13 protein-coding genes are annotated in these 15,405 nt (G+C 43.2%); 10 read left to right on the forward strand and 3 right to left on the reverse strand.

Annotation, left to right across the window (positions count from 1 at the left end; all coding sequences use genetic code 11):
* Window positions 1–3: 3 nt before the first annotated feature.
* Complete coding sequence (locus tag AC5O63_RS00240) at window positions 4–339, forward strand: nucleotide pyrophosphohydrolase (RefSeq protein WP_494503470.1); 336 nt, start codon at window positions 4–6, stop codon at window positions 337–339.
* Between the two features lie 50 nt (window positions 340–389).
* Here AC5O63_RS00240 and AC5O63_RS00245 read toward each other — a convergent pair whose 3' ends face one another.
* Entirely contained in the window at window positions 390–644 is a 255-nt protein-coding gene (locus AC5O63_RS00245; protein WP_239824556.1) for a hypothetical protein, read from the reverse strand.
* Between the two features lie 190 nt (window positions 645–834).
* A complete protein-coding gene (locus AC5O63_RS00250; protein ID WP_171382901.1) occupies window positions 835–1,566 on the reverse strand; it encodes a TetR/AcrR family transcriptional regulator in 732 nt (243 codons plus the stop codon).
* A gap of 181 nt (window positions 1,567–1,747) precedes the next feature.
* Here AC5O63_RS00250 and AC5O63_RS00255 point away from each other — a divergent pair, with 181 nt between their 5' ends.
* The 9 genes from AC5O63_RS00255 (at window position 1,748) to AC5O63_RS00295 (ending at window position 13,812) form a co-directional block, all read left to right on the forward strand.
* A complete protein-coding gene (locus AC5O63_RS00255) occupies window positions 1,748–2,824 on the forward strand; it encodes an efflux RND transporter periplasmic adaptor subunit (RefSeq protein WP_494503471.1) in 1,077 nt (358 codons plus the stop codon).
* Window position 2,825: 1 nt separating this feature from the next.
* Window positions 2,826–3,881 carry an efflux RND transporter periplasmic adaptor subunit gene (locus AC5O63_RS00260; RefSeq protein WP_494503472.1) on the forward strand — a complete coding sequence of 352 codons (1,056 nt, stop codon included), beginning with the start codon at window positions 2,826–2,828 and terminating at the stop codon, window positions 3,879–3,881.
* On the forward strand, window positions 3,878–6,940 hold the full coding sequence (locus AC5O63_RS00265) for an efflux RND transporter permease subunit (RefSeq protein WP_494503473.1): 3,063 nt from the start codon (window positions 3,878–3,880) through the stop codon (window positions 6,938–6,940). Before AC5O63_RS00260 ends, AC5O63_RS00265 begins: the two co-directional genes overlap by 4 nt.
* A 659-nt stretch (window positions 6,941–7,599) precedes the next feature.
* The gene (locus AC5O63_RS00270) at window positions 7,600–8,340 is read left to right on the forward strand and encodes an SDR family oxidoreductase (protein WP_004743782.1); all 741 of its coding nucleotides are present in this window, start codon (window positions 7,600–7,602) and stop codon (window positions 8,338–8,340) included.
* A 12-nt stretch (window positions 8,341–8,352) separates the two neighbouring features.
* The gene (locus AC5O63_RS00275) at window positions 8,353–9,561 is read left to right on the forward strand and encodes an acetyl-CoA C-acetyltransferase (RefSeq protein WP_171323362.1); all 1,209 of its coding nucleotides are present in this window, start codon (window positions 8,353–8,355) and stop codon (window positions 9,559–9,561) included.
* Window positions 9,562–9,596: 35 nt separating this feature from the next.
* Window positions 9,597–9,944 carry a phasin family protein gene (locus AC5O63_RS00280; RefSeq protein ID WP_004743779.1) on the forward strand — a complete coding sequence of 116 codons (348 nt, stop codon included), beginning with the start codon at window positions 9,597–9,599 and terminating at the stop codon, window positions 9,942–9,944.
* Window positions 9,945–9,999: 55 nt separating this feature from the next.
* Window positions 10,000–11,778 (forward strand): class I poly(R)-hydroxyalkanoic acid synthase, encoded by a 1,779-nt coding sequence (phaC, locus tag AC5O63_RS00285; RefSeq protein WP_494503474.1) that lies wholly within the window; start codon window positions 10,000–10,002, stop codon window positions 11,776–11,778.
* A 175-nt stretch (window positions 11,779–11,953) separates the two neighbouring features.
* Complete coding sequence (locus AC5O63_RS00290) at window positions 11,954–12,646, forward strand: aspartate/glutamate racemase family protein (protein ID WP_494503475.1); 693 nt, start codon at window positions 11,954–11,956, stop codon at window positions 12,644–12,646.
* A complete protein-coding gene (locus AC5O63_RS00295; protein WP_494503476.1) occupies window positions 12,643–13,812 on the forward strand; it encodes an MFS transporter in 1,170 nt (389 codons plus the stop codon). Before AC5O63_RS00290 ends, AC5O63_RS00295 begins: the two co-directional genes overlap by 4 nt.
* Before the next feature lie 49 nt (window positions 13,813–13,861).
* On the opposite strand, the gene AC5O63_RS00300 is transcribed toward AC5O63_RS00295, so the two are convergent.
* The gene (locus AC5O63_RS00300; protein ID WP_494503477.1) at window positions 13,862–15,103 is read right to left on the reverse strand and encodes an SGNH/GDSL hydrolase family protein; all 1,242 of its coding nucleotides are present in this window, start codon (window positions 15,101–15,103) and stop codon (window positions 13,862–13,864) included.
* Between the last annotated feature and the right edge of the window lie 302 nt (window positions 15,104–15,405).

A 15,405-nucleotide genomic window follows, 5' to 3' on the forward strand; every position in this document is an offset into this window, starting at 1 on the left:
AGAATGAGTAAAACAGTTTACGTCGCGGGAAGCTTCAAAAATTTGGCCCGAATGCAGGCCATTCGTTCTCAGTTAATGGGAGAGGGCGTTGAAGTATTGATATCAGAGCCCCAGCAATCTGGTGGCATTAATGGATGCTTAGAGCGTATTAAGCAGTCAGATATGACCTATATCCTTAACTTTGAAGGCTATGTAGGAAAAAGCGTGGCTCTAGATATTGGCTACGCCTTAGGGCTAGGAAAGCCTGTGTATGCACTAGAGCCGATATCTGATCCCGATGTATCTCATCTACTCACCAAAATCCTCACTCCGGAAATGATGCTTCAAGAGCTTAAGTAGAGAGGATTGGCTGTCAAGGTTTGACGCCAGGCTATCGAGTTCCTATTAACTTATGAACTAAGAAGAATTGAAGTTTCGATAAGATGCTGGGAATGATCGATAAACTGAGGGAAGCTAGTCGTCACCAATTTGAACTTATCATCCAAGCTATCGCATTGGCTCATTTCGGTGAAAGAAGTCACCGCACTCGTGGTATTTTCGCTGATAAAATCTTTTAAAGTGTTTAGATCGATTTTGCTAGCGATTTCAACTTTATTTATCGCCGTGTGGATCATGTCCAATGTAATTGAAGTATTGTTTTGCATGCTCATCATTATTAGTTTCACTTAAGTGAATTTTTGTACAGAACATACGACAAGCGAGTTCGATTGGAATTGATTAGGATCAATTTCCAATCAAACAATTCAATATAAAACAGATTGATTAAACACAAATATTGTTAGTTGCTGAGCCATTGGTTTGGTGCTGATGTGCGCTAGTTTGTATGACAAAAAGCTACGAAAGTTCTTCAGACATGCCTTTCAAGTCACATTCGATTTCATACACCAGTTCAGATACCTTGGTCGGGCGCAAGATATATTCATCAGGTACTTGGAAGCGACAAGCCATCATGGTGTTGTACATCTCCCAATGTTTTAATAAGCAAACCTCTAAAGAGTCAGTTTCATCTGCCCAAGTTTCTTTCATAAATGGCGTTAAGCTGGCGGCACCATGTGCATACATGATCATTTGCCACTTAATTTCCCATATCTTGATTTGAGCTTCTGGATGCTGCTCGTTGTATTGTTCTGCCAACTGAAAAACAAGCTGTTCAATTTCGCCAGAATTATCAATGAAGTAGTCGAAGAGCGCGTCTTCTTGTCTGACTGCATCGGCGATAAGCTGCATTGGCTGTTTGAATTCGAGCATATGTGCCAATAGTCGAACAGAAAAGTTGTATAGCTTGACGTTCGAACTGACATCAGCAGGCATATGTTGAATGATCGTTCTGATGTACTTTTCCATGTATAGGTGTAAGCCATCACTGATCGCGTACCAAATTTGCTCTTTGCTGCCGAAGTGGTGGCGGATCAAACTATGGGAGACACCTGCTTTCTCGCTGATGTTTCTCAGTGATACCCGCTCATAACCTAACTCACAGAACAGCTCGGTAGCGACACGCATAATCTCGCATTTGGTTTTTTCTGCATCCTGAGCACTTCTACGGCCTTGTTTTCTTTCAGTCATAATTCTCGTCAATCTCGTGGAACGCTTTCTTTCTACCAGAAATTTCGCTTCATTTCATCAAAGAACACATAAACAGTATAGATCGTTTAATTATTATATTGCACGCGTGGAAAATAAATATTGATCTTGGGCATAATCTTTATATACTGCACAGGTGTGTAATAAACAAAGATGCTCAATCATGAACACATCATCAGAAAAAATAAAACCCGCAATAAAACTCTTAGTTGTCGGAGCCATCGCAATAGCGGTTGCTGGCTGTAACAAAGCGAACTCTGAAGTTAGTGAGCCAGTTGTGAAGCCAGTGAAACTAATAGAAGTGCCTGATCTATCGTCTAATCACTACGACTCGTTTATCGCGACCATAGACGCGACAGACCGCGCAGCCTTGTCTTTTCAAGTAGCTGGTGAGATAGAAAGCGTAGAAGTACGTATGGGAACGGTAGTGAAAAAGGGACAAGTGTTAGCAAAACTAGACCCTACGGACTACCAACTGGCTTTTGACGCCCGCCTTGCGGAATACAACTTAGCCAAAACTGCCTTTGAGCGCGCAGCTCAGTTGCATGACAAAAAGCTGATTAGTGTTGATACGTTTGACCAAAATGAAACTCAATTTAAGGCAGCACAGGCAGCACTAGAGCAAGCAAAAACGGATCTCGAATACACACAAATTGTTGCGCCTTTTGATGGTGTTGTTTCCATTACCTTTAGTAAAGAGCACCAAGTTGTCGGTGCAAATCAGCCCGTTCTAAACCTTATCGACAACAGCGTTCTAGATGTTGTGCTGACGGTGCCAGTGAGCTATGCAGAGACATATGGCTTGGACCATATCGCCGATTCGAAATTTCAAGTTGTGATGGATAGTCACAAGCAAATTTCGATGCCAGCCCAATTCAAAGAGATTTCGACTCAACCTGACCCTGATACCAATAGCTATAAAGCGAGTTTGACGTTTAAGCGCCCTGAGCAGCTCAATCTTCTGCCGGGAATGACAGGGCAGGTCAAACTTCTTAACAACGAAGCGTCGGACGCATTCAAGATTGCACAAGCTGCTTGGGTGTCGAAGCAGCAAGAACAAGGGCAGCTATATCGTTTCGATACAAGCACTCAAACGCTATCTTTGGTTGATGTTGAACTAGATAGCAATGGAAACATTATTGGCGGCGTAACCAGTGGTGATCTGATCGTTCAAGCTGGTGTCGAAAACCTTTCACCGGGTCAGCAAGTGAAAGCATGGACGAAAGAAGGTGGTATTTAACATGCGTATCAAAACTTTTGCGCTAGCGGCAATCTCGGTCGGTTTTCTATCGGCTTGTACACCCGACTCGACACACCGTGAAGCAAATCCCTTAATGGTCGACACATTTAATGTTGCCGCCGCATCAGAAAGCCAATATCGCAATTTCAACGGGCAAGTGATGCCTGCTGAGTTAACCCCGCTTGCGTTTCGCTTAGATGGGGAAATTGCGTCTATTTTGGTTAAAGAAGGTGACAATGTCACTAAAGGCCAGACGATAGCAATGCTTGATGATGCGAAAACGAAGCAAAAACTAAATGACGCTCAAGCAAAGTATGAGCTTGCGCTGAAGCAGGTTAAACGTGGTCAGGATCTGCGTGCAAATAAGATGATCTCGCGCGCTGAACTTGATGAGCTAACTGCGAACTTCCAGCTAGCAGAAGCGAATCTCGGGTCAGCAAAGGCAACAATGAAATACATGCGCTTGCGTGCTCCTTTTGACGGCGTTGTCTCTTCTGTCGATAAGAAAAAGTTTGAGAATGTCTCGCCTGGTGAGCAGGTTTTTGCCATTTATCAAGACAACAAAGTTTACGTCAAGATAGAAGTGTCTGATTCGGTTCTAGCAATGTTAAACCCGGAAACTAACGCGCAGGAATATAAGCCAATGGCGACTTTTGCTGGTCATAATGGTAGCTATCCTATTGCGTATTATGAGCATACCAGTGAGCTTCACCCGCAAAGCCAGACCTATGAATTGTGGTTAAGAATGGCACAAACTGAGCAACCGATTCTGCCTGGTACTAGTGCAAAGGTTTCGGTTGATTTAGTTAAAGCTGGCCTGAATACATACAGAGCATTTCAAGTGCCAATGACCGCAATTGACGCGGGTAAACAAAGCCAAGAGTTCTATGTTTGGAAGCTTGAACAAGGTGAAGCACATCGTTATCCAGTGACTGTTGACCAAATTACAGGTAGTGGTGCCTTGGTTGGCACTGGCATCGAAACAGGCGACGTACTGATTAAATCGAACTTAAGAAAATTACGCGACGGTATGAAAATCAAGGGAGCTGAGCTGTGAGCATTGCTGAGTACTCGATAAAAAATAAAGTTATTAGCTGGTTGTTCCTAATCATACTGGCAATTGGCGGTTATACATCTTTCATGGATCTAGGGAGACTAGAAGACCCTGCATTCACGATCAAAGATGCGATGATTATTTCGACTTACCCCGGGGCAACGTCACAGGAAGTGGAGGAAGAGCTAACCTATCCATTAGAGAAAGAGATCCGCAAGCTACCTTACATCGATAAGATTACATCTACATCTTCTAACGGCATGTCTCAAATCATGGTAAGTATGGAGATGGAATACGGCCCGGACGAGCTACCGCAGATATGGGATGAAATGCGCCGTAAAATCAACGATCTAAGGCCGAATCTTCCTAGTGGCGTAAATTCGGTACAGATCATTGATGATTTTGGCGATGTGTACGGCATCATGATCATGCTGACGGGCGATGGCTATGATTACATTGAGCTTAAGCGTTACGCTGACTATCTAAGCCGAGAGCTAGAACTTGTCGATGGGGTTGGTAAAGTCGCCATAGCCGGAGATCAACAAGAGCAGCTATTTGTTGAAGTCTCACTGGAACGTTTGGCAGCGCTTAATCTGGATATGAATACCGTTGTCGGCCTCCTGAGCCAGCAGAACAGTGTTCAATCAGCGGGTGAAGTGATGGTTAATGGCCAAACATTAACGATTAGACCAAACGGAACAATGAGTTCAGAGCAGGAGCTAGAAGAGCTCATCATTCACGGTCGTGATACCGGCAATTTGATTCGCCTTAAAGACGTTGCAACGATTAGTCGTGGGATTCAAGAAAAGCCTTCAAACGTTGTGACATTTAACGGTAAGCCTGCCATTAACCTTGCGATCTCCTTTGGTGCGGGCGTCAACGTAGTCGAGGTAGGTAAAGCCTTAGAAACAGAGCTAGAAGCATTAGAAAATATCCGTCCTGCGGGTGTTGAGATTAACTACTTTTACAATCAGTCTGCTGAAGTGGAAAAGTCAGTTGATGACTTCATTGTTAGCTTAGGTCAAGCGGTTGCGATCGTTATCATTGTCTTGTTATTTGCGATGGGGTTACGTAGCGGCATCATCATTGGTGCGGTTCTACTGCTCACTGTTATGGGCACATTTATCCTAATGAAACAAAATGATGTCGAGCTTCATCGTATTTCATTGGGTGCACTCATCATAGCATTAGGTATGCTAGTTGATAATGCGATTGTTGTTGTAGAGGGTATCTTAGTTGGTCTGAAACGCGGCAAAACGAAAGTTCAGGCTGCGGTAGATATTGTTAAACAAACGCAGTGGCCATTGCTTGGTGCAACCGTCATTGCTATCACCGCGTTCGCACCTATTGGCCTTTCAGAAGATGCGACGGGCGAGTTCATGGGCTCACTATTCTGGGTACTATGCTATTCACTGTTTTTAAGCTGGATTACGGCACTTACTTTGACACCATTCTTAGCCGATCTACTGCTTAAAGAAGAGGAGAAGGGTGGCTCAGCAGAAGAGGTCGATCCTTACAAAGGCATCTTGTTTACCGTTTTTGGTGCCAGCTTGAAATTCGCACTTCGTTTCCGTTGGTTAACCGTTGTAAGTATGGTGGGTTTGCTAGTGGTCGCGGTGGCAGGCTTCGGTATGGTCAAGCAACAGTTCTTCCCACCATCAAACACGCCGATGTTCTATGTCGACATGTGGATGCCAGAAGGGACGGATATTCGCGAGACGATTGAAGAAACCAAAAAAGTTGAGAAGTACATTCGCGATCAAGACAATGTTGAGTTTGTATCCACAACAACAGGCCAAGGTTTACAGCGTTTTGCGTTGACTTACCAACCTGAAAAGAGTTACGAGGCGTATACGCAGCTACAGGTTCGCACCCAAGATCGTGAAACTATGTTTGAGCTACTGGAAGAGTTAGACAAAAACCTTTCAGTGACATTCAATCAACCGACTTTTCAGTTTAAATTAATGGAGTTCGGCCCTTCACCGGCTTCTAAAATTGAAGCTAGGATTACAGGTCCAGATCCTCAAGTTCTACGAGATATCGCGCTACAAGTCGAAGATGTACTTTTGCAAGACCCTGGTGCGCGAAATGTTCGACACGACTGGCGTGAACGTACCAAAGAACTGGTTCCTCAGTTTAATGAATCAAAAGCACGTCGTTTAGGTATCTCTAAAGAGGAGTTATCCAATACGCTGCAAATGGCTTTTGGCGGCACACCGATTGGTTTACTTCGTGATGGCACACACATGCTCCCAATCATTGCTCGATTGCCTGAGCAAGAGCGTGTTGATTTTGAGTCATTGGCTAACGTTAAGATATGGAGCCCGAGTCTACAAAGCTATATTCCAGTAGAGCAAGTTATCGATGGCGTTGCGCTTGATTGGCAAGAGCCACTTATTCAGCGCAGAGACAGAAAACGTACGCTGACAGTGCTAGCTGACCACGACGTATTGGGGCATGAAACACCAGCGAGCTTATTTAGTCGAGTTAGACCACAAGTAGAAGCGTTGGCGCTGCCAGAAGGCTACTCAATTAGTTGGGGTGGTGAATATGAGTCGTCAAAAGACGCTCAAGAGGCGCTGTTCGGTTCCTTGCCGATGGGCTACCTATTGATGTTCATTATTACCATGCTGCTATTTAACTCGTTTAGAAAGCCGTTGGTTATTTGGTTTACCGTTCCGCTGTCAATCATAGGTGTGTCTATTGGTTTACTTGCGACAGATATGCCGTTTAGCTTCACTGCCTTCTTAGGTCTACTGAGCCTAAGTGGCATGATCCTGAAAAATGGCATCGTGCTGCTTGACCAAATCAACATTGAACTACGCTCTGGTAAAGATCCATATCAAGCCGTGTTTGATAGTGCGATATCACGTGTACGTCCCGTAAGTATGGCGGCATTAACGACCATTCTAGGGATGGTACCTCTAGTGTTTGATGCATTTTTTGGCTCCATGGCGATAACTATCATGGCCGGTTTAGGCTTTGCAACAGTATTAACACTGATCGTTGTACCTGTTCTGTTCGCCATCTTTTATCGAATCAAACCATCCACTGCCGGGTAATTCATGGACTGAATAACGATTCGCTTTAAGCCAGCCCGGATTTTTATCCGGGCTTTTTTGTGCGTTAGTTTTGGATGTCTTTATTATTTCATCTATCAATAATGGTTATTATTAAAAACTTGTTTTATTCATACTAAAGTATAATTAGAAAATATGTGTTTAATGTCATTTTATTCAGAGATTTAAATAGATTGGCTGATAGTTCTATTAAATTAAATTGCGTTTTAATCAGCCTAAAGTCAATGTCCGTTAGTAACAAAATAGTCATAAAATCCGGATTGATAATGAGTGCGAATAGCAGTTGTTCAATGAGTGATGAAGACTAATGAAATGAGTGTAATTCAAATAAAATCTTTATTAAACAATATGATAGAGTTTAATGATTTACATGTTTATAACAACAAATCCTTTGAAAACATAAACTTAAGTGGAGTTAACAATTAAATAACATTACATTCTATATGAGACATTGTTCAACTTTATGCACATAATTTCGAAAAGTATTTGAACTGTAATAAATAGGCATTAGTTTTGATAATTAAAAGACGCAAGAAAAGTCTTACAAGAATTTATTAATGACGTTGGTTGGTGCTTAATGGCAAGCACCAATAAAAGAAAACCGTTTGGTTATTTATTGCTGTTAAGAATGGAGTCTCTTAATGAAAAAAATCGCTTTGATCACAGGATCTAAAGGCGGAATTGGTTCTGCTATTACTACTCAATTGGTAAATGATGGCTACCGTGTCATCGCTACTCATTTCACGGGTAAAAAGCAATGTGCTCAAGAATGGTTTAACGAAAAAGGTTTCAATGAAGACCAAGTGCGTCTGTTTGAACTTGATGTTACTGATACCGAGCAATGTGCAGAGCGTTTAGCGAGTCTGCTTGTGGAAGAAGGTACCGTTGATGTTGTCATCAACAATGCTGGAATCACGCGAGATGGCACGTTTAAAAAGATGACGGCTACCGCATGGAAAGACGTTATCGAAACGAACTTGAACAGCGTGTTCAACGTTACTCAGCCGCTGTTCTCTGCAATGTGTGAGAAGGGTAATGGTCGAGTTATCAATATCTCTTCGGTTAACGGTATCAAAGGTCAGTTCGGCCAAACAAACTACTCGGCTGCCAAAGCGGGCATGATCGGCTTTTCCAAAGCACTAGCAGCGGAAGGTGCTCGTTCAGGTGTGACAGTCAATGTCGTTGCTCCTGGCTACACAGGTACGCCAATGGTAGAAGAGATGAAACCAGAAGTCCTTGAATCAATTAAAGCTCAGATTCCAATGCGTCGCTTAGCGACTCCAGAGGAAGTGGCTAAATCCGTTTCTTTCTTAGCAAGTGAAGCTGGCGCCTACATTACAGGGGAAACACTCTCTGTAAATGGCGGCTTACACATGCATTAAGGAGAATGGATCATGGAAAAAGTATTTATTGTTGGTGCTAAGCGTACCCCGATCGGCGCTTTTGGCGGTTCACTGAAAGATATTTCAGCAGGTAACTTGGCTTCAATTGCTATCAAAGCTGCTGTCACAGAAAGTGGCGTGAATGTTGACTCTATCGATGAAGTTATTGTGGGCAATGTGGTTGGGGCTGGTCAAGGTATGGGTGTTGGCCGTCAAGCGGCAATTTACGCTGGTATACCAAACGAAGTACCTGCTTATTCACTGAATATGGTGTGTGGTAGCGGAATGAAAACCGTTATGGATGCAGTAAGCCATATCCGCTCTGGTGATGCTCAAGTCGTCGTTGCTGCAGGTGTCGAAGTGATGTCTCAGATTCCTTTCACTGTTCCTTCTGGTATTCGTGATGGCCATAAAATGGGCAATCTGAACCTGACAGACTTACTGATTAATGACGGCTTAACTGACGTTTACAACCAATACCATATGGGTGTGACGGCAGAAAATGTCGCGAAAGAAGTCGGCCTCTCTCGGGAACAGCAAGATGAATATGCCCTAGCGAGTCAGTTGAAAGCAGTTTCTGCAATTGAAGCAGGTAAGTTCAAAGATGAGATTGTTTCAGTTGATGTGAAAAAGCGTCGTGAAACGATTGTTTTTGATACTGACGAATATCCAAAACCAGAAGCAACATTAAGCGGATTAGCAAAACTTCGACCAGCTTTTGACCGTGAAGGTACGGTTACAGCGGGTAATGCCTCTGGTATCAACGACGGCGCGAGTGCAATTATCGTTGCGAGTGAGTCAGCGGTTAAACAGTATGGATTAACGCCAATTGCTGAAATCGTCAGCTACGCTCAGTCTGGTTTAGCGCCTGAAGTTATGGGGCTTGGTCCTGTCGAAGCAGTCACTAAAGCATTGGCAAAAGCTGAACTTAAAACCGACGATATTGATGTCTATGAGTTGAATGAGGCGTTTGCCGCCCAAGCGCTAGGTGTAATTCATCAGTTAGCAGACAAACATCAGGTATCTGTTTCATCCATCCTCGATAAAGCCAACCCAAATGGTGGAGCGATTGCCTTAGGGCATCCACTAGGCGCATCGGGTAACCGCATTCTTGTTTCATTAATCCATGAACTTAATCGCGGGCAAGGTCAATATGGTGTCGCTTCACTGTGTGTAGGTGGCGGTATGGGCACTGCAGTAGTAATCAAATCAATTAACTAAACCATTTAAATGGACTTAACTTAGGAGTGATACTCATGTACACAGATTTCTTCAAAACATTTACAGATCAAACTGAAAAAGGCCTAGAACCATACGTGAAGTTCAACAAGCTTGTGACGAAGAACGTCGAAGTGCTTACTGAGCTTCAACTAAATGCTATCCGCACTTACAGCGAAATGGGTCTAACGCAAATGAAAGCGGCAAGTGAAGTGAAAGACGTCACGTCACTCACTGCATTCAATAGCCAGCAACTTAATGTGCTGACTAAGCTATCTCAACAGATGATGGACGACAGCAACAAGCTGCAATCTATCGCCAAAGAGTTCAAAGATGATGTTGAGCAAATGACATCGGAAAACCTTAAGACAGTGACTCCAGCATAACACTGACTTCTCTGCCGCCGAAAGGCGGCATTTTTCCGATCTTAGGAGTAGCAATATGTTACAACACTTCTTTTCGGACTACCTTGTTAAGCTCCAAGAAACCAATCAAAAATGGTGGGAAGATCTAGAACTCAGCAGGGCAGCCGCGAACTCTCCCCTCAATAAAGCAATGCAAGAGGTTAACTTAGAAGATACAACCAAGCTCTTCGAAAGTGCCGCAAATCAACCCGCTGCATTGCTAAAAATTCAAGCAGACTGGTGGCAGCAGCAGTTACAAATTTGGCAAAACGTTGCACTAACTGCCAATACAGAAGAAATTGTTAAAGCAGAAAAAGGTGATAAACGCTTTGCACACGAAGAGTGGCAAAACGACATCTTCTTCAACTTCATCAAGCAGTCTTATCTTCTATTTAGTAAAACTTACCTAGAGACGATAGAAAGCATCGAAGGTCTGGATGAGAAAAGCAAAGAACGTATTAGCTTTTTCTCACGACAGGCGATCAACGCAATGTCTCCTAGTAACTATATCGCCACTAACCCAGAGCTGCTTAAGCTAACGTTAGAGCAAAATGGCGAAAACCTACTCGCTGGTTTAGAGCAGCTGAAAGAAGACGTAGAGTCGAGTGCCGATATCCTTAAGATTCGAATGACCAACAACAACGCCTTTCGAATCGGAGAGGATATTGCCAACACGCAAGGTGACGTTGTCTTCCAAAATGAGCTGTTTGAGTTGATTCAATACCGCCCAATGACGGAAAAAGTTAACGCAACACCTCTATTGATCGTGCCTCCGTTTATCAACAAATACTATATTCTTGATTTACGTGAGAAAAACTCAATGGTTCGCTGGCTCCTTGAGCAAGGACATGCCGTATTTATGATGTCGTGGCGTAACCCTGGCAAAGAGCAGCGTAACGTTGAATTTGGTGACTATGTCACTGATGGCGTCGCAAAAGCCGTATCGGCGATTGAAGACATCACAGGGCAAGATCAAATCAACGCGGCGGGTTACTGCATTGGTGGTACAGTGCTGGCGTCTACGATTGCCTACTACGCGGCGAAGAGAATGAAAAAGCGCATTAAGAGTGCCTCCTTCTTCACTACGCTATTAGATTTCTCTCAGCCTGGAGAAGTTGGCGCGTATATCAACGACACAATCATTAATGCAATTGAAGCTCAGAATAGTGCCAAAGGTTACATGGATGGCCGCTCTCTAAGTGTGACCTTCAGTCTTCTGCGTGAAAATAGCCTCTATTGGAACTACTACGTTGATAACTATCTAAAAGGGAACAGTCCAGTCGATTTCGATCTGCTGTATTGGAACAGTGACAGTACCAACGTAGCTGCAGACACTCACAACTTCATGTTACGTGAACTCTACTTAAACAATAAGTTGGTAGAAGACAAGGGCGTGAAAATAGGTGGAGTTTGGATCGACCTAAATAAGATCAAAGTGCCGAGCTACTTTATCTCAACAAAGGAAGACCATATTGCATTGTGGCAAGGAACCTATCGTGGCGCGCTAAATGTCGGTGGCAACAAGACATTCGTGCTTGGTGAGTCTGGACACATTGCAGGTATCGTCAATCATCCGGCAAAAGGCAAGTACGGTTTTTGGACCAATGATTCTTTGGATGACAGTGCTGATGAATGGTTAGCAAACGCAGATCATACTGAAGGCTCTTGGTGGACACATTGGGATCAGTGGCTACTTGGCTTTAATCCCGATGAGCAAGTTGAACCGTTCAAAGTAGGTAGTGAACAGTTCCCTGTATTGGGTCCTGCGCCTGGCAATTACGTCAAGCAGGTCTTGCCAATCAAAGAAACAAACTAGATTGTCTCTTATAAACAAAAGCCTCTAGCTTCTCAACGCTAGGGGCTTTTTTATTTGTAATACTTTTCGTTATCTGTTTAATTAAATCAATCATACCAATCGCATTACTTAGATGTTCGGCAAGAATGAGCAGATAATTAGTGTGATTGGTATTAAGTCAGTCGAGGGGAAAGGAATGAAAACAATTGGCATAATTGGCGGCATGAGTTGGGAGTCAACCGCGACTTACTACCAGCAATTAAATGAAGGTGTTAAGCGTGCTAAAGGTGGGCTGCATTCAGCGAAGATGATTTTAAACAGTGTCGATTTTGCCGAGGTAGAGGCGTTACAACGAAGTGGAGATTGGCAAGCCAACGCAAGCATTCTTTGCCAAGCCGCGCAATCTATTGAAAAGGCGGGGGCTGACTTCATTCTCATCGCGACTAACACCATGCATAAAGTGGCAGAGCAAGTTGAAGAGTCTGTTTCAATCCCTTTGCTGCATATCGCCGATGCGACAGGCGTTGAGTTACAGCAGCGCGGCATCACGAAGATAGGTCTCCTTGGCACGGCATTTACCATGGAGCAGACTTTTTACAAGCAAAGACTGACTGATAAGTTTGGCATCGAGGTCGTTGTTCCTAATGGCGTACAGAGGAAGCTCGTTCACGACATCATTTATAACGAGCTTTGCTTAGGAGAGATCAACAGGCGATCTAAAGATGATTATCTCACTATAATTGATGACCTAGCCGCATCAGGAGCAGAAGGGGTGATCTTAGGCTGCACTGAGATTGGATTGCTTGTAGAGCAAAGTGATACTCAGGTTCCTTTGTTTGATACTGTTGCAATTCACGTTAATGCAGCAGTCGAAGAGGCGCTGAAATGAACCGGAACGTTTGGCTGTTGTCATTATGTCAAGCTCTGCTGATGACCGGAAACATTCTGCTGATATCGGTTATTGGGCTAGTTGGCAAAACGTTAGCGCCTAGTTCTAGCCTAATTACCTTACCCGTTGCATTACAGTTTCTAGGTCTAATGAGTGCGACCATTCCCGCCTCTCTCATCATGGGCAAACTGGGTAGGAAGAAAGGATTTAGCATAGGTAATCTGGTCGGCATTACTGGGGCTTCGATAGCGACTTATGCATTGGCGCAACAAAACTTTTCAATGTTTTGTGTCGGAACATTTTTATTGGGGATTGGTATCGGTTTCGGGACCTTATATCGTTTCGCGGCAATCGAAGTCTGTGATGAGAGCGCAAGACATAGGGCGATTTCAATCTCGATGGCTGGTGGCGTGTTAGCCGCGATGCTAGGGCCGAACCTAGCAGTCTATTCGCAGCAGTGGTCTTCTGATGGACTCTACGTTGGCGCGTTCATGTCCTTAATCGTCCTTAATATTATTGCGCTGTGTTTACTGCAAACCATTCGTTTTCCCGCGCCGATTGAGCAGCATGAGCAGGCTGTTTCTGAACCGCTTAGCGAGATTATGAAAGCGCCAAACTTCATGATCTCAGTGTTTGCAGCGATGGTTGCTTATGCGGTGATGAATATTTTGATGACGGCGACACCTCTTGCCATGATAGGTTGTGGTTTTGATTTTAACAAAGCGGCTGGGGTGATTGAGTGGCATGTGCTTGGTATGTTTGTTCCCGCCTTTTTCACCGGAAACCTGATAGAACGATTTGGCGCAAGAGCAATGATTCTTGCGGGAGGCTTACTGTTTGTATTATGTATTGCCATCAATATACATGGGCAATCCATTTGGCACTTTAGCTTGGCCCTGATTCTTTTGGGGGTGGGGTGGAACTTTATGTTCATTGCTGCAACTGGGCTGTTCAGTCAGTCATACAAGCCCCAAAACAAATCAAAAGCGCAAGCCTTCAACGAGTTCTTTGTATTTAGCTGTGTAACCGTAACCGCTTTAATGTCTGGTTGGTTAGAGTCAACGGTTGGGTGGCAAACGATGAACGTTTATGTACTACCTTTCGTTCTCGCCGTGATAGCTATCTTTGGTTTTAACACCTATAGGGCTAATAAGGCAGTTGCATAAGAAAATAAGGTTAAAAACAAAGGCAGAGGATAAAACCTCTGCCTTTATATTAGAATGGGAACTTGTTTAGTTCTTCTTTAATTATTTGGTCAGCGATGTATTTGTGCGCCGCGGTTGTTGGGTGAGTTACGCCCCAAAACACGTATTTATCTGAACCGTGATGAGCACAATCGCTAGTGAAGCTATGGCTGTATAAATAATCAAGTGCCGAACTTCTATTGATGTTTAAACAAGCATCCTTGGCATTGGCAAATCCATGCTCTTCAGGTTTACTGGTCATTGCGTTGAACAAGGTATTTGCATCGTAGAGCACTACATTCATACCTTTATTTTTGTATAAATCTGCTTGTTCTTTGATAAAAGCATTAAACGCCACAATTTTTGCACGAACTTTTTCTATCTCTTGTTGAGTTGAGTACTTGAACTGAGGAGCCTTGGTCGCATCTGGTAGTGTCAGTAAGATCAGGTGTTGCGCCCCTGCATCGCGCAGTCTGATTAGGGCACTACTTAGATCCGCTTTGACGTCAGAGACTTCGCGGTCGTAGTTCATGAAGTCATTTAAGCCAAACTCAAGGGTAAATAAAGTGTTTTTAGGATCATAGTTTTTGGCTATCTTCATATATGTAAGATAGGAAGTGACCTGATCATAAATCCCTGTTAATGCAACGTATTGATTTGTACCCGCAGCGCCACCGACAGACCAATTGTAGAGTGGAACATCTTTGGCCTCAGCTAAATACTCTGTCCATACAAATCCATTTGAGAAGTGACCTAAGAACCAAGAGTTAGCGTTAGGGAATACCCACTGCGAACCATTAAATAGATTTCCAGTGTCAGAAAGGCTATCACCAAATGCGACTAAGCGATTTATCTTACTGTTCGGTGTTGTGTCATTTGTCCATATAGAATGGTTGTAAGAAAAGCGATTATCCGAAGCGTAATAGAGCATGTCTGCCGTATCATGGCTAACATTAAGTGTTTCTTGACAGCGTTGCTTGATTTCTGACTGAGGTGTGTTGGTGTAGAACATATTCTTAAATGACACTGACGACCACCAATACCCGTTTACTTTTAGGTAGTCTCCATTTTCATCTAGAGCCCATTCCCATGATGTTGCTGGGTCGTCATGAGTTTGAGCAGGGCGATACCAGCATCTAACGTAGGTGTATGTTTCATCGTTTTGAACAGACGCTGCGTATGCCGCTGTTACGGCCTCAGGCGTGGTTGGTTGTTCAGCGGAGATGGCTGGAACTGCAATTAACGAACTAGCCAATAAAAGTGCATTCTTCATAAAACGTTCTCGTAATTGTTGGTTAATAGAGTATTAACTCCTCTGACCTGTATCTCACATGAGAATGTGTTTAGTCAAAGAATTGGTTTTATGAATGTTTATAAAGGTGAACTAAGATCAAATTATTTTCTTATTAAGAAATTACTAAATTTGATTTTTCGATTATTTATTCTACTAATTTAGAAAATGCAATTTAAGGTGTGATTAATTTAACAAAAGCTAATGTAATTATTCGCTAGTTTAAAATTAACAGATTGAAAATTAAACAACAATAGCTCTCAATAAATTTAATATGTCAATGT

It is taken from the genome of Vibrio sp. SCP2 (genome assembly GCF_059295395.1).

Coding starts and splice junctions, on each gene's coding strand:
- AC5O63_RS00245 (WP_239824556.1), bottom strand. CDS start 644: ATGCAAAACAATACTTCAATTACATTGGACATGATCCACACGGCGATA.
- AC5O63_RS00280 (WP_004743779.1), top strand. CDS start 9,597: ATGTACACAGATTTCTTCAAAACATTTACAGATCAAACTGAAAAAGGC.
- AC5O63_RS00270 (WP_004743782.1), top strand. CDS start 7,600: ATGAAAAAAATCGCTTTGATCACAGGATCTAAAGGCGGAATTGGTTCT.
- AC5O63_RS00260 (WP_494503472.1), top strand. CDS start 2,826: ATGCGTATCAAAACTTTTGCGCTAGCGGCAATCTCGGTCGGTTTTCTA.
- AC5O63_RS00275 (WP_171323362.1), top strand. CDS start 8,353: ATGGAAAAAGTATTTATTGTTGGTGCTAAGCGTACCCCGATCGGCGCT.
- phaC (WP_494503474.1), top strand. CDS start 10,000: ATGTTACAACACTTCTTTTCGGACTACCTTGTTAAGCTCCAAGAAACC.
- AC5O63_RS00295 (WP_494503476.1), top strand. CDS start 12,643: ATGAACCGGAACGTTTGGCTGTTGTCATTATGTCAAGCTCTGCTGATG.
- AC5O63_RS00240 (WP_494503470.1), top strand. CDS start 4: ATGAGTAAAACAGTTTACGTCGCGGGAAGCTTCAAAAATTTGGCCCGA.
- AC5O63_RS00255 (WP_494503471.1), top strand. CDS start 1,748: ATGAACACATCATCAGAAAAAATAAAACCCGCAATAAAACTCTTAGTT.
- AC5O63_RS00290 (WP_494503475.1), top strand. CDS start 11,954: ATGAAAACAATTGGCATAATTGGCGGCATGAGTTGGGAGTCAACCGCG.
- AC5O63_RS00250 (WP_171382901.1), bottom strand. CDS start 1,566: ATGACTGAAAGAAAACAAGGCCGTAGAAGTGCTCAGGATGCAGAAAAA.
- AC5O63_RS00300 (WP_494503477.1), bottom strand. CDS start 15,103: ATGAAGAATGCACTTTTATTGGCTAGTTCGTTAATTGCAGTTCCAGCC.